The organism is Ruegeria sp. E8 (assembly GCF_056533985.1).
Window position 1 is genome coordinate 1 of the sequence record NZ_JBQFOY010000038.1, and the last position, 14,409, is coordinate 14,409.

12 protein-coding genes are annotated in these 14,409 nt (G+C 58.8%); 3 read left to right on the forward strand and 9 right to left on the reverse strand.

All coding sequences use genetic code 11. The features are described from left to right. Positions 1-2: 2 nt before the first annotated feature. From ACR0LF_RS23145 to ACR0LF_RS23165, 5 genes are read right to left on the reverse strand one after another with little or no spacing between them, the layout of a single operon-like run. Positions 3-1,166: a M20 aminoacylase family protein gene (locus tag ACR0LF_RS23145; protein ID WP_480856489.1), complete on the reverse strand. Its 1,164-nt coding sequence runs from the start codon at positions 1,164-1,166 to the stop codon at positions 3-5. 17 nt (positions 1,167-1,183) lie between these two features. After that, positions 1,184-2,347, reverse strand: a complete 1,164-nt coding sequence (locus tag ACR0LF_RS23150) for a M20 aminoacylase family protein (RefSeq protein WP_480576060.1) — start codon at positions 2,345-2,347, stop codon at positions 1,184-1,186. A gap of 15 nt (positions 2,348-2,362) precedes the next feature. After that, positions 2,363-3,529: a M20 aminoacylase family protein gene (locus ACR0LF_RS23155; protein ID WP_480576063.1), complete on the reverse strand. Its 1,167-nt coding sequence runs from the start codon at positions 3,527-3,529 to the stop codon at positions 2,363-2,365. Positions 3,530-3,572: 43 nt separating this feature from the next. Next, positions 3,573-4,739, reverse strand: coding sequence for an acetylornithine deacetylase (argE, locus tag ACR0LF_RS23160; RefSeq protein ID WP_480576065.1), 1,167 nt, complete (start codon positions 4,737-4,739; stop codon positions 3,573-3,575). Between the two features lie 5 nt (positions 4,740-4,744). Next, positions 4,745-6,565, reverse strand: coding sequence for an ABC transporter ATP-binding protein (locus ACR0LF_RS23165; RefSeq protein ID WP_480576068.1), 1,821 nt, complete (start codon positions 6,563-6,565; stop codon positions 4,745-4,747). 285 nt (positions 6,566-6,850) lie between these two features. On the opposite strand from ACR0LF_RS23165, the gene ACR0LF_RS23170 reads away from it, so the two are divergent. From ACR0LF_RS23170 to ACR0LF_RS23180, 3 genes are all read left to right on the forward strand, one after another. Next, on the forward strand, positions 6,851-8,557 hold the full coding sequence (locus tag ACR0LF_RS23170; protein WP_480576071.1) for a peptide ABC transporter substrate-binding protein: 1,707 nt from the start codon (positions 6,851-6,853) through the stop codon (positions 8,555-8,557). Between the two features lie 94 nt (positions 8,558-8,651). After that, entirely contained in the window at positions 8,652-9,659 is a 1,008-nt protein-coding gene (locus ACR0LF_RS23175; protein ID WP_480576074.1) for an ABC transporter permease, read from the forward strand. After that, a complete protein-coding gene (locus ACR0LF_RS23180; RefSeq protein WP_480576077.1) occupies positions 9,652-10,632 on the forward strand; it encodes an ABC transporter permease in 981 nt (326 codons plus the stop codon). Before ACR0LF_RS23175 ends, ACR0LF_RS23180 begins: the two co-directional genes overlap by 8 nt. Positions 10,633-10,639: 7 nt before the next feature. On the opposite strand, the gene ACR0LF_RS23185 is transcribed toward ACR0LF_RS23180, so the two are convergent. The 4 genes from ACR0LF_RS23185 to ACR0LF_RS23200 form a co-directional block, all read right to left on the reverse strand. Continuing rightward, positions 10,640-11,737 carry an MFS transporter gene (locus tag ACR0LF_RS23185; RefSeq protein ID WP_480576080.1) on the reverse strand — a complete coding sequence of 366 codons (1,098 nt, stop codon included), beginning with the start codon at positions 11,735-11,737 and terminating at the stop codon, positions 10,640-10,642. Positions 11,738-11,845: 108 nt separating this feature from the next. Then, positions 11,846-13,123: a DUF3422 family protein gene (locus ACR0LF_RS23190; RefSeq protein WP_480576083.1), complete on the reverse strand. Its 1,278-nt coding sequence runs from the start codon at positions 13,121-13,123 to the stop codon at positions 11,846-11,848. 109 nt (positions 13,124-13,232) lie between these two features. Further along, positions 13,233-13,589 (reverse strand): VOC family protein, encoded by a 357-nt coding sequence (locus ACR0LF_RS23195; protein WP_480576086.1) that lies wholly within the window; start codon positions 13,587-13,589, stop codon positions 13,233-13,235. A 152-nt stretch (positions 13,590-13,741) separates the two neighbouring features. Continuing rightward, on the reverse strand, positions 13,742-14,409 hold a 668-nt coding region (locus ACR0LF_RS23200), incomplete at its 5' end, for an NAD(P)(+) transhydrogenase (Re/Si-specific) subunit beta (RefSeq protein WP_480576089.1).

The following is a 14,409-nucleotide window of genomic DNA, read 5'->3' on the forward strand; positions in this document are numbered from 1 at the left end:
CCTCACGCCGCAGGCATCCTCTGTTCAACAGCCCCGGCCCACCAGCTGCAACCAGCCGGAATGGCTTCATCGTTGAAGTTGTATTCGGGGTGGTGGACCATGGCCGTATCCCCATTGCCCACCAGAATGTAAGCCCCCGGGCGCTCCTCCAGCATGAAGGCAAAGTCTTCTCCACCCATGACCAGGGGCGCATCCTCACAATCCCCGGAAACCGAGCGGGCAACGTCAGCGGCAAACTCCGTCTGCTCGTCACTGTTCACCATCACCGGGTACCCGCGAATATAGGTCACATCGGCGGTACCGCCGAACGTCGCCGCGACGCCATTGCAGATCTCGTTGATCCGTTTTTCAGCCAGATCGCGCATGTCCTTGCTCATCGTTCGCACGGTCCCTTTGATCTGAACGGTCTGTGGGATCACGTTGAAAGCTTTCGACGATGTCTCAAACGACGTCACCGAAACCACGACCTGATCAATCGGGTCCGCATTGCGCGAGGAAATGGTCTGAAGGGCCAAAACGGCCTGCGCGGCCAGCACCGTGGTGTCCACCGTTTCATGAGGTTTGGCGGCGTGACCACCGCGCCCTTCAAAGGTGATATCGAACTGATCGGTCGCGGCAAAGAACGAACCCGGACGGATCGCGAACTTGCCCACGGGCTGTCCCGGCCAATTGTGCATGCCGTAGACTTCCTGAATGTTCCAGCGGTCCATCATACCGTCTTCGCACATTTCGCGACCACCGCCGCCGCCTTCTTCCGCAGGTTGGAAGATCACAACAACGGTGCCATCGAAATTGCGGGTTTCAGACAGGTACTTCGCTGCCCCCAGCAGCATCGCCGTATGGCCATCGTGACCACAAGCATGCATGGCTCCGGGCGTTTTCGAGGCATAGTCCAAACCGGTCGCCTCATGAATCGGCAACGCGTCCATGTCCGCCCGCAGGCCGATAACCTTGCCCTTGCTGTCCGACTTGCCCTTGATCACACCAACAACGCCGGTGCGGCCGATGCCGGTGACAACCTCGTCACAGCCAAACTCTTTCAACTTCTCGGCCACAACTGCACTGGTGCGGTGGGTTTCGAACAGGATTTCCGGGTTCTCGTGCAGATCCCGTCGCCATGCAGTGATTTCATCCTGCAGTTCGGCAAAGCGGTTTTTGACTGGCATATCTTCTCTCTCCTAATTCAAGCCGCCGGCATCCGGCGCTCGACCATTTCCGCAAACCACGAACATCCGATCGGGATGATCTCGTCGTTGAAATTATATTCGGGATGGTGCAACCCGGCGCTGTCGCCATTGCCCAGTACGATGAACGCTCCGGGCCGTTCTTCCAGCATGAACGAGAAATCCTCGCCCCCCATCACCATCGGCGCCTCGATACAGCTGCCGCCGACCGAGACCGCGGCTTCTTCAGCATATCCGGTCTGAGTTTCGGCATTGATCGTCACCGGAACGCCGCGCTTGTAGTCGACGTTTACGGAACCACCAAACGTTGCGGCGATCCCTTCGGCGACTTCCTTAAGGCGCTGTTCGATCAGGTCACGCATCTCGTTGGAATGGGTCCGGACGGTTCCGCGTATCTGTGCCGATTGCGGGATCACGTTGAACGCTTTAGAGGACGTCTCGACCGAGGTCACTGACAGAACAGCTTGCAGGATCGGATCCGCATTGCGCGACACGATCGTCTGCAACGCCACGATCAGTTGCGACAGCATCACCGTCGTATCGACCGTCTCATGCGGTTTTGCCGCGTGGCCTCCATGCCCTTCAAGGTGGATGTCAAACTCGTCCGCCGCAGCCAGTAACGGGCCCGAGCGAATGGCAAACTGCCCGGTTGGAACACCAGGCACATTGTGCATCGCATAAACTTCCTGAATGCCGAACCGGTCCATCAGACCGTCTTTGCACATGGCTTCGGCCCCATTCCCGCCTTCCTCGGCGGGCTGAAAGATCACAACCGCTGTGCCATCAAAGTTTCTGGTTTCAGCCAGGTATTTCGCGGCACCCAGAACCATCGCCGTATGCCCGTCATGACCGCAGGCATGCATCGCGTTTGCTGTCTTCGAGGCATAATCCAACCCGGTTTGTTCCTGCATCGGCAAGGCATCCATGTCCGCGCGCAGGCCAATCACACGTCCCTGCGTGTCGGTCTTGCCGCGAATAACCCCGACCACACCGGTACGACCGATGCCGGTCACCACCTCGTCACAGCCGAACGCTTTCAGCTTTTCGGCCACCAGCGCGCTGGTGCGGTGCGTGTCGTACAGAATTTCCGGGTGCTGGTGAATGTCACGCCGCCAACCAGTGATCTCTTGGTGCATCTCTGCGAGGCGGTTTTTGATCGGCATGTCATTCTCCCTGATTTACGCGACGGGCAATCGTCGTTCAACAAGCTCGGCAAACCAACTGCAGCCGGCGGGAATCGCGTCGTCGTCAAAGTTGTATTCCGGGTGATGGCACATGGCCGTATCCCCGTTCCCGATAAAGATGTAGGCTCCGGGCCGTTCTTCAAGCATGTAGGCGAAATCTTCCGACGGCATGATGGGATCTGTGCTGTCATTGACCTTGCCGGAAACAGCCGCCGCCGCTTCGGCCGCATAGCTCGTTTCGGCCTCGGAATTCACCGTCACCGGGTATCCCGCCGTCCAGACGACCTCGGCCGTCGCGCCAAAGGCCGAGGCCGTATCCTCGGCAATCCGGCGCACACGCTCTTCTGCAATGATGCGATATTCGGGGTCCAGCGTGCGCACGGTTCCCTGCAGACGTACCGTATGCGCAATGACGTTCGAGGCGACGCTGTCCGTCACGAACGTGCCGACGGTAAGAACGACGCGTTTGATTGGATCGACCGTCCGAGACACCACAGATTGCAAGGCAACAACGATATGCGAGGCCACCAGCGTCGTGTCCACCGCATCGTGCGGCGCAGCGGCGTGCCCACCCTTGCCGGTTACCGTGATTTCAAACTCATCGGATGACGCCAGCAGCGCGCCGGGCCGAATGGCGAACTCGCCCACCGGAAGGCCGGGCATATTATGCATCCCGTATACTTCCTGAATGCCCCAGCGCTTCATAAGGCCGTCCTGACACATGGCCAACCCGCCTGCCCCGCCTTCTTCGGCGGGCTGAAAGATCAATACCACGGTGCCGTCAAAATTGCGCGTCTCAGCCAGGTATTGCGCCGCCCCGAGCAGCATCGAGGTGTGCCCATCATGCCCACAAGCGTGCATCTTGCCCGAAACGGTCGAGGCATAGTCGAGCCCCGTCGCCTCTTCTATCGGCAGCGCATCCATATCCGCGCGCAAGCCAATGACCCGACCTTGCGTATCCGTGCGCCCCTTGATCACCCCGACAACGCCTGTCTTGCCGATGCCCGGCGTGATATCGTCCACCCCGAAGTCTTTCAAACGTTCAGTGACGAAAGCTGCGGTTTCGTGAACATCATACATAAGCTCGGGATGCGCGTGCAGGTGGCGGCGCCATTTGGTGATCTCGCCATGCATTTCCGCAAGTCTGTTTTTGACGGGCATCTTAAGACCTCCCTAAAATTTCCTGACCCTGCCTAATTTCAACCTAGGCGCGCAATCTTTCAACCAATCGTTGCATAAACTTTTGACCTGCGTCGAATTGTGTAACTGAAATAAACTCATTTGGTTGGTGGGCCTGCGCAATATCACCCGGCCCGCAAATTACCGCGGAATACCCGGCCTCCTGAAACTGGCCAGCCTCGGTCCCATAGCTGACGACGTGGCCTGCATTGTCTCCGGTCAGTGAACGCACCAGAGCTTCGGCTTCTCCGTCCTGTTCGGGTACAAGCCCCGGAATGGAAAAGTGTTCAGACAGCTCAATCCGCGCCTCCGGGTGTACAGCCTGCATCCGGGCCTCGACCTCGCGGACCTGTTTAAAATACTCGTCCTGCCACTGCGCCTTGGACTCATCCGGCACGGTTCGGAAATCCATCATGAACCGGCAGTCTTTCGCGGTAATGTTGTGGGCCGTGCCGCCTTCGATCATGCCGACGTGGCAGGTCGTCCATGGCGGATCGAACACGGAGGCAACCGCGCTGGGTTGCGTGGCCATGTTCCTGGCGTTTTGCTGATTGGCCCAGTCAATCAGGGGGGCGGCCTCCATGATCGCGTTGACTCCCGTGTGCATGATCGAGCTATGAACTTCGAAGCCCATGATATGCGTGTCAAAACCGAAACCGCCCTTGTGGCCCGTCACCGCCTGCATCATCGACGGCTCCCCTACGATCACGGCGGACCCCTTGGGTAGTACCTTCTGCATCGCCTCAATCATCGGCGGCGCACCGGTGCACCCAACTTCTTCGTCAAAGCTGAGCGCCAACTGCAAAGGGCGGTTGAGATTGGCGTAATGCGCTTCGACCAAAGCCCAGATGGCCAGAGCGTCGAAGCCTTTCATGTCGCAGGTACCGCGCCCGAAATACTTGCCGTCTTTCTCTGTCACTATGAACGGATCGGTGTCCCACGGTTGCCCGTCCACCGGCACAACATCTGTGTGACCGGACAGGACAACAGCGCCTTCTTGCACCGGGCCGACATGCGCATAGATCGCCGCCTTGTGCGGTTGATCCGGGTCCGGCCAGCGATGCGATTCGATCCCGTGGCCCCGCAGGTATTCCTCAACCCAATCCACCAGTGGCAGATTGGTCTCACGGCTTACGGTCGGAAACGAGATCAGCTTGGTCATGATCTCAAGAGGCGTCAGGCGATTTGCCATTCGGTTCAGTATCCGCTGTCCGTGGTCAGAATGAAGTGACCCGGTTCAACCTCTCGATACTGCGAGGGTTCGGGCGTGTGACCAACGGGATGAATCGGAGACGGGATGGGCTTGAAATTCAGATCCTTTTCCGATTTCCGCTTGTTCGGATCCGCGATCGGGACCGCCTTCATCAAAGCCTGAGTATAGGGGTGTTGCGGGTTCTCGAATACACGCGCGCGCGGGCCAAGCTCGACAATGCGGCCAAGATACATGACCCCGACATAGTGGCTGACCCGTTCGACCACGGCCATGTCGTGACTGATGAACAGGTAAGACAGGCCCAACTCAGACTGTAGCTCCATCATCAGGTTCAGAACCTGCGCCTGCACTGATACATCGAGGGCCGAGACCGCCTCATCCGCGATGATCAGCTTGGGGTTCAGGGCCAAGGCGCGGGCAATGGCGATACGTTGACGCTGACCACCCGACATTTCATGCGGGAAACGGCGCATGAAGCTGCGCGGCAGCTGCACCTTGTCGAACAGTTGCGCCACGCGGTCCTGCAATTCTGATCCCGACGCAACACCGTAGTTGCGCATAGGTTCAGCAACCTGATCAACCAGTTGCATCTGTGGGTTCAACGAGGCGAACGGGTCCTGAAAGATCATCTGCATGTCCAGCCGCGCTTTGCGCAGCCCGGATTGGTCCAGTTTCATGATATCGACGCCGTCAAGATCGACCTCACCCGACATGGGCTCGACCAATCGCAGGATCGAACGCCCTGCCGAGGATTTACCACACCCGGATTCGCCCACAAGGCTCAGCGTCTGACCTTTGTTCAGCGTGAACGAAACATCTTCGACCGCATGCACGTTCGAAATCGTGCGCCGCAACAGACCACCCTTGACCGGGAAGCGGGTGGTCAGGTTCTTGACGGTCAGCAAAACCTCTTCAGTGCCCGGAATCGGCGCAATGTTCTGCCCTTCGACGCCCAGCAGCTTCATCGGTTCCGGCGCGGATTTTCCCTGCATTTCGCCCAGCTTAGGAACCGCCGCCAGTAGCGCCTTGGTGTAGTCGTGCTGCGGATTCTCGAAGATTTCCTTGACCGTTCCTTCTTCGACCTTGTTGCCACGGAACATGACCACCACGCGATCGGCCATCTGCGCGACCACGGCCATGTCGTGGGTGATGAACATCACCGCCGTGCCAGTTTCCCGCTTGAGCCGGTCCATCAGTGCCAGAATCTCGGCCTGAATGGTCACGTCCAGCGCAGTGGTGGGTTCATCGGCAATCAGCAGACGCGGTTCGCACGCCATCGCCATCGCGATGACCACACGCTGACGCATCCCGCCCGACAACTCGTGCGGGTATTGCTTCAACCGCCGTTCGGGCTCGGGGATGCGCACCTGACGCAACAGCTCCAAGGCGCGGCCCTCGGCCTGTGCCCTGGACATGTTCTTGTGGATACGCAGACCCTCGGTCAACTGACGCCCGACTGTGAATACCGGGTTCAGAGCGGTCATCGGCTCCTGAAAGATCATTCCGATCTCATTGCCGCGAATCTGTTTCATCAGATCCTGATCAGCATCGGCCAGGTTCATCTCACCGCCGTCGCGTCGATCAAACAGCAATTGCCCGCCCGCGATTTCGCCGCCACCGAATTCTACCAGCCGCATCAGCGACAGCGACGAAACCGATTTTCCAGAGCCCGATTCACCAACAATACAAACGGTTTCACCGGGTTTGACTTCGAACGAGACATCCTCGACGCCAACAACAGGACCGTCCTTCGTCTGAAATTCCACCCGCAGTTTTTTGATTTGTGCAATAGGCTGATCCAGCACGAGCGCGCTCCCTTGACGACGTTTTTCTTATTGTGAATGCCGAACGCTACGGTGGGCCGCCGGGAAAAGTCAAACCCATTACACATTTTCGCGACGGCACCACTTGCATTTTTCTCAAGTTCTGTTTCGATACCCCACGTAACCGCCTTGGGGAGACGGCGCGCACAAAAAGCGTTAGCGCTATTATCGTTGCTGATCATAGTCTTACCCCGAGGCGGCAACGCCAAACCCGCAGGCCTTGCGGAGATAATCGAGACACGAACGTGTCCAATTCGGGAGTGACTTATGAAAATCAAAACCCTTTTGCTTGGTGCGATCGCCAGCACGGCAATGGCCCCGATGGCCTTTGCCGAACGCGGTTCGGACGGCAATGTCAGCATCATTTATTGGCAGGCCCCGTCGATCCTGAACCCGTTCCTGTCGGGTGGTACCAAGGACATCGAATCCGCCTCGTTGGTCATCGAACCGCTGGCCCGCTACGACCAAGATGGAAACATGGTGCCGTTTCTGGCCTCAGAAGTTCCCACAGTTGAAAATGGTGGCGTCAGCGAAGATCTGACTTCGATCACCTGGAAAATCGCACCCGGAATCACCTGGTCGGACGGCACGCCGTTTACCTCGGCGGATGTGATATTCACTGCTGATTACTGCATGCACCCCGAAGGCGGTTGTGCGCAGGTGACCAAATTCGAAGGCGTTACATCGGTCGAGGCGGTTGACGATTTGACCGTCAAAGTAACGTTCGACGCGCCGACCCCGTTCCCGTACGGCCCGTTTGTTGGCGGCGAAAGCCCAATCCTGCAGAAGGCCCAGTTCGAAAACTGCATTGGCGCAAAAGCCCCGGAATGCACCGAACAAAACTTCAATCCGATTGGCACAGGCCCGTTTGTCGTCACCGAGTTCAAGCCGAATGACGTGATCACGTTCAAGGCTAACGACAACTACCGTGACCCGGCGAAACCAGCCTTCGCGACTGTGACCTTCAAAGGTGGCGGCGATGCGACCGCTGCTGGCCGTGCGGTGATGGAAACCGGCGAGTTCGACTATGCCTGGAACCTGCAGCTGGCGCCCGAAGTCATCGCGCAGATGCAGGAAGGCGGCAAAGGCACGCCCGTTGCTGGCTTCGGTCCGCTGGTTGAACGCATCATGCTGAACCAGACCAACCCGTCGCCCGACCTGCCCGAAGGCGAGCGTTCCACGGCTGCACATCCGCACCCGTTCCTGCAGGACCCTGCGGTCTACAAAGCCCTGTCCATGGCAATCGACCGCCCGCTGCTGGTGGAAATCGGCTATGGCCAAGCGGGTAAAGTGACCTGTAACTGGGTTCCGGCCCCGGCCGCCTTCAACTCGACCTCGATGACCTGCGACACGCAGGATATCGCCGGTGCAAACGCTCTGCTGGACGAAGCTGGCATCGTTGACACCAATGGCGACGGCGTTCGTGAAAAAGACGGTGTTCCGCTGAAAATCGTCTATCAAACCTCGACCAACGCTGTCCGTCAGGACTTCCAGGCGCTGATCAAGGAATGGTGGAGCCAGATCGGTGTTGAAACCGAACTGCGCAACATCAACGCATCGGTCTTCTTCGGTGGTGACCCGGGCTCGCCCGATACCTTCCAGAAGTTCTACGCTGACGTTGAAATGTACGCCAACACCTTCAACGGCACCGACCCGCAGTCCTATCTGGGCAACGGTCTGTGCGACAAGGCACCACGCCCCGATACGCAGTGGCAGGGCGAAAACATCAGCCGCTTCTGCAACGAGGAATTCGACAAGCTGCATGGTCAGCTGGCCGAAACCGCGGGTCTGGAGCAACGTGCTGAGATCGCGAAAAAGCTGAACGACATCATGGTTGAAAACGGCGGCATGATTCCGCTGGTCCACCGTGGTCGTCTGTCGGCGCACGCAAACACCCTGGGTGGCGTTGTTCTGAACGTTTGGGACAGCGAACTTTGGAACATTGCGGACTGGTACCGCAAGACCGGTTCCTAAGCCTTAGCCTTGCAAAGCCGCGCCCCGACCCTTATCGGGGCGCGGTCACTTGCAGACCACCCCAACAAGAAGACGCATAAAAAGGCGCCTTTGAATGCTCAACTTTACCATCAGACGACTGGTGCTGGCCGTTCCAACACTGCTGTTCATCAGCCTCGTCATCTTCCTGCTCCTCGAACTCGCCCCGGGCGATCCGATGGCGCAGGTTCCGCTCACCGTCCCCCCCGAAGTCAAAGAGAAGATGCGCGAGGCTCTTGGCCTCGGCCAGCCGATGCATATCCGGTTCTGGAAATGGATCGTGCAGTTCTTCTGGATTGAACCGCAGGTTCTGGTCGACCACATCTTTGGCACGACCTTCTCCGAAGGCGACCTGCGTGTGATTTCGTGGCAGACCCGCTCGCCCGTCATGGACATCGTCGTTCAGCGTATCCCGCAGACCCTGTGGGTTGTTGGCACCGCCTATGTGGTCGCCATCCTGATTGCCCTGCCCATCGGCATCTATTCGGCCTACCGCCAGTATTCCTGGTTCGACCAGATGGGCACATTTGTGTCGATGGTCGGCTTCTCGGTCCCGCCCTTCTTCTCGGGCGTGCTGGTGATCGTGATCTTCTCGGTCCAGCTGGGCTGGTTCCCGTCGATCTATGACACGACCCATGTGGTTAACAGCTGGGACAGCTTTGTCGTGCAGCTGAAACAGATGATCATGCCGGTCATGGTGCTTGCACTTCAGATCACCGCGCAGCTGAGCCGCTTCATGCGCGCCTCGATGTTGGACAACCTCAATCAGGATTACGTCCGCACCGCCCGCGCCAAGGGCCTCAGCGAATACACCGTGGTCATGGTCCATGTCCTGCGCAATTCGATGATCCCGGTGGTCACTGTAATCGCGCTGGGTATTCCCGCCATCTTTGGCGGAGCCATCATCACCGAACAGGTATTCAAGGTGAACGGTATCGGCCAGTTGCTGATCGGCGCCATTCAGGCCAACGACCTTCCGATGGTGCAGACACTGACCTTCATTTTTGCCGTGCTCATCGTGCTGTTCAACCTGATCGCCGATGTGCTTTACGGCATTCTGGACCCGAGGATTCGCTATGACTGATCACGATAAATCAGACACGCTGATCCCCGACGAAGGTCTGGCCCCGGCCTCGACCGCTCTGCCGACGGCCGATGTGATGGAGGAACTGGCCACCCCGCCCCGCAGCCAATGGCGCGACGTGTGGGACCAGTTCAAGACCCACAAAGGCGCGATGATCGGGGCTGTCCTGTTCATCTTCATCGTCGCCGGAGTCTATCTGGGGCCATATCTCTGGAGCATCGATCCCACACAGATCGACATCCGCGCGCGCAATCAGGGGCCAAGCTGGGCACACCCGTTCGGGACCGACCAATTGGGCCGCGATATTCTGGCCCGTATGATGTCGGGCGGGCAGACCTCGGTCTCGGTGGGCATCACTGCGATGCTGTTGGCCTTGTTCCTGGGCTCGCTGATCGGGGTGCTGGCCGGGTTCTTCAAACGGTTGGACGGCCCACTGATGCGCCTGACCGACCTGTTCCTGGCCCTGCCCCTGCTGCCGCTGCTGCTGGTCATGATGCTGCTGTTCCGCGAACCGCTGTCCGCAGCTTTCGGGCTGGAGCGTGGCATCTTTATCCTGATCGTCTGCGCCATTGGCATCACCTCGTGGATGCCTACGGCACGGATCGTACGTGGCGACGTTCTGGCCATCAAAGAGCGTGAGTTCGTTCTGGCTGCCCGATCCATCGGCACCAGCAACAGCCAGATTATCACGCGGCACATCCTGCCGAACGTGCTGTCCCCGATTATGGTGTCGGCGACGCTGGGTATTGCGACGGCAATCATCACGGAAAGCGCTTTGTCCTTCCTTGGTCTGGGCTTCCCGCCCGACTTCCCGACATGGGGCCGCCTGCTGTTCGATGGCGTCGACTATCTGCAGCAATACCCCGAGCGCGTGTTCTGGCCCGGCCTGGCGATTTCGCTGACGGTGCTGAGCGTAAACTATCTGGGCGACGGCCTGCGCGACGCGCTGGACCCGCGAATCCGCGGTCGCTAACAAAACTTCAGTCGGCGCGCTTGAGCGCGCCGGCCAACAGCACGATCAGAACCGCCAGCGGCAGCAACACGGCAAACGCCAAACGCAACCCAAACAATTCGGCCAAAAAGCCGATCAGCGGCGGCCCGATCAGCAACCCTCCGTATCCCAAGGTAGCAACACTTGCGATGGCTTGCCCCGGCGGCACGTCCGGATCGCTGGCCGCCCGACTGAACGCCAGCGGCATGATCACGGCATAGCCAACCCCCATCAGGGCAAACCCGAAAAGCGCAGGCAGTGGCGTTCCCGCAGACACCACCGCGAACACACCCAATGCGGCGCAAACGCCCCCGAAACGCGCCGTGGAAACGGGACCGAACCGGGTGATGACAGTGGCACCCCCAAGCCGAAACGCTACCATGGCAACTGAAAAGACGGCGTAGCCCAAGGCGGCGACACTTTCGGTTGCGTCTGTGATGTCCCGCAGAAAGATCGCGCTCCAATCCGCGACGGCACCCTCGCCTAAAGCACCGCACAGCGCCGTGAACCCAACCAGAACCAACACGCCAGATGGCAGCGCAAAAACCGAACCATGCGCTCCCTCAGATCGCTTTGACGTCCAACGCACCCGGGACATTGCCAGCGCGAGAGCGACAACAATGCCCCCTGCCAGCAGGAAATGAACAAGAACGGTCAGCCCCAGTTGCACCGCCACGTATCCGCTGATGGCGCCTAGTCCGGCTCCAAGGCTCCACATCGCATGAAACGACGACATCACGGGTTTGTCATACGCCTGCTCGACCTCGGCCGCCCAGGCGTTCATCGCAACATCCATTGATCCATGGAAGGCCCCAAAGACAAACAGTAAGGCCGCAAGCCCCCAAAAACCTCCGGCCAAGGCCAGCAGGATCAGCGACAGCGTGTAAAGAACGGCAATGACACGGGTGATCGATACCGCGCCGAACCGGTCCGTCAGCCGCCCCGTGATGGGAAACGAACAAACCGCACCCGCCGCCATGAACAAGAGCCCATAGCCCAACGCCTCATGCGACAGGTCCAACCGGTCGCGCACGGCTGGGATACGCGATGCCCAGATGCCGAACAAAGCCCCATTCAGGATAAACATGGCGGCCACTGCCCGCCACGCTGCAACTAAGGTAATCACCGGAAACCCTCGCGACGCTCGCCAAACGCCCCCTGTTCTACAGGTCCGGCCAGATTTGGCAATTGACGCTTAACCAAGCCGCTTGCGGATCCGCCGGATGGCGAACCAAACCCCGGCCACCACCGGGATCGTCACCGCCGCCGTCAGCATTCCTTTGCTAATCCCCGAAGCCGTCAGCGGATAAAGAAGGTAACCAACCAGAGAAACCGCATAATAGCTGATGGCAACAACAGAAAGCCCCTCGACCGTGTGTTGCAGCCGCAAGGCCAGATCGGCCCGGCGGTCCATGCTTTCCAGCAGCGCCTGGTTTTGCGCACTGCGTTCAACATCCACCCTGGTGCGCAACAGCTCACCCGCACGAATGGCCCTGTCGGACAAGGCCTGAAGACGGCGTTCCGTGGATTTCACGGTGCGGATAGCAGGGTCATAACGACGCATCATGAAATCGGCAAAGCTCTGCCGCCCTTCAAAGCGTTCCTCGCGCAAGACGGCGATGCGCTGGTTTACCAGGGCCTCATAGGCCCCGGTCGCCCCAAAGCGAAACGAACACCGGGCGGAAATGGTTTCAAGCTCGGTCGAGGTGGTCAATAACTGAGGCAACAGCGCATCCGGCGGTGTGGTGTCATCTGTCATTTCCACCATCAGTTCGGTCAGCTTGGCGTCCAACTCCCCAATCCGGGAGGTCAGTTGTTTGACGCGGGCAAAGCCCAGCATCGACATTGCCTTGTAGGTTTCAATCTCGCACAAGCGCTGGATGATGCGCCCGGCGCGGCGCGTGCCCGTTTCTTCACTTATGAAAAGCGCGAAACGCATATGCCCCGCCGGGTCGATGCGGAAATCGCTGGCACAGATCGCTGAATCGTCCAACACCCGCGACACCGCAAGGCTTTCCTGGTCAAACCAATCCGACAAACTCGCCTCTACAGCGTCATTATCCGGGCGTTGTACCACGCGCATCAAAACCGACGTGATCCTCTGCCCGGGGCTCGCCATCAACCAGTCAGCAGGAAAAACTTCAAAATCCGCCGGGTTGAAAGCCCGCTCGCTGACATTCTGAGCAATCGCGGTATAGGTTACGAATTCGGTATGCTGTTCCCATTTCAGCCAATGACGCCCGATCTGGCCAGCGTAATGCGTGGCCCCCGGCTGCGGGTGCTGCGCACCATGCCGGTTGAGAAGGTCGACCAGATGCGCAATATCCTCGTCACGGTCTCGCGCCACGGCGGCTTCGGGCTTTTTGATCGCCAGAAAGATCACCGTGCTTGGCGTGCCGGCGACCGGAAACGGACGGGCATGCAGTTCATTGGTCAGCGCATAGCGCAGCGGGTGATCGTCGATTGGCGTCATTGCCGGGCTCCGAAAGCATTACCCGCACTATACGTCACATTCAGAACACATCAATTCTCATTTTATTTCATATGCTTACAAGGATACAAAAGTATACAATGCCGCTATCTCATTGATTTGGCTGCCACAGCTCAATCGGGTTGCCCTCAGGGTCGTGAATGCGGGCGAATTTCCCAACCTCGCTGTCCCAATCCGGATTGGTTTCGACCGCGATTCCGGCGGCTTCCAACTGTTTCGTCATCGCAGCCAGATCATCAACGCGGAAATTCAGCATCCATTGCTGGTCTGCTCTCCCAAAATATTCGGTGTCCTGCGCAAACGGGGCAAAGACCGTATAGCCTTCCCTCTGTTTCCACGGCACCGGATCATAGTGATTGACGCCCAAATGAGCTTCATACCACGCGCTCAATGCCTGCGGGTCCGTGGCCCGAAAGAACACGCCGCCTATTCCATTCACTTTCTGCATCGACATCCTCCCAACCCGCCAACCAATCGTACCACATCCGCTGCTTCATCTGGCTGAAAATATCCTGGAGGTCAGGAGGCAACGCCTCCTGCATAACAAAAAAAGAAAAGGGCGCCCGCAGGCGCCCTTTGCAATTTGGTTAAGCCCTTTGATCAATCGATCATCGGTAGCAGCTTGTCCAACGACGCCTTTGCGTCGCCATAGAACATGCGGGTGTTCTCTTTGAAAAACAGCGGGTTTTCGATGCCCGAATAGCCTGTGCCCTGACCCCGTTTCGACACAAAGACCTGCTTGGCTTTCCAGCATTCCAGAACCGGCATCCCGGCGATGGGGCTGTTGGGGTCCTCCTGCGCCGCCGGGTTCACGATGTCGTTCGAGCCGATGACGATGGCAACATCCGTCTCTGGGAAATCGTCATTAATCTCGTCCATTTCCAGAACGATGTCATATGGCACTTTCGCTTCGGCCAGAAGCACGTTCATGTGTCCCGGCAGACGCCCCGCGACGGGGTGGATGGCAAAACGGACCTCTTTGCCCTTGGCGCGCAGCTTGCGGACCAGTTCGGAAACCGACTGCTGCGCCTGCGCGACGGCCATGCCGTAACCCGGAATGATAACGATGCTATCCGCGTCGTTCAGAGCCGCAGCAACGCCATCCGCCTCAATTGCGATCTGCTCGCCTTCAACGGCCATTTGCTCGCCCTGCGGGCCGCCAAAGCCGCCAAGGATCACACTGACAAAGTGACGGTTCATCGCCTTACACATGATGTAGGACAGGATCGCACCGGACGAGCCGACCAGCGCACCGACCACGATCAGCA

Bases quoted from the DNA above. Each gene is read 5' to 3' on its own strand.
- ACR0LF_RS23190 (WP_480576083.1), bottom strand. From the start codon at position 13,123: ATGACGCCAATCGACGATCACCCGCTGCGCTATGCGCTGACCAATGAA.
- ACR0LF_RS23195 (WP_480576086.1), bottom strand. From the start codon at position 13,589: ATGCAGAAAGTGAATGGAATAGGCGGCGTGTTCTTTCGGGCCACGGAC.
- argE (WP_480576065.1), bottom strand. From the start codon at position 4,739: ATGGCAAATCGCCTGACGCCTCTTGAGATCATGACCAAGCTGATCTCG.
- ACR0LF_RS23150 (WP_480576060.1), bottom strand. From the start codon at position 2,347: ATGCCGATCAAAAACCGCCTCGCAGAGATGCACCAAGAGATCACTGGT.
- ACR0LF_RS23145 (WP_480856489.1), bottom strand. From the start codon at position 1,166: ATGCCAGTCAAAAACCGCTTTGCCGAACTGCAGGATGAAATCACTGCA.
- ACR0LF_RS23185 (WP_480576080.1), bottom strand. From the start codon at position 11,737: ATGTTTATCCTGAATGGGGCTTTGTTCGGCATCTGGGCATCGCGTATC.
- ACR0LF_RS23155 (WP_480576063.1), bottom strand. From the start codon at position 3,529: ATGCCCGTCAAAAACAGACTTGCGGAAATGCATGGCGAGATCACCAAA.
- ACR0LF_RS23175 (WP_480576074.1), top strand. From the start codon at position 8,652: ATGCTCAACTTTACCATCAGACGACTGGTGCTGGCCGTTCCAACACTG.
- ACR0LF_RS23180 (WP_480576077.1), top strand. From the start codon at position 9,652: ATGACTGATCACGATAAATCAGACACGCTGATCCCCGACGAAGGTCTG.
- ACR0LF_RS23170 (WP_480576071.1), top strand. From the start codon at position 6,851: ATGAAAATCAAAACCCTTTTGCTTGGTGCGATCGCCAGCACGGCAATG.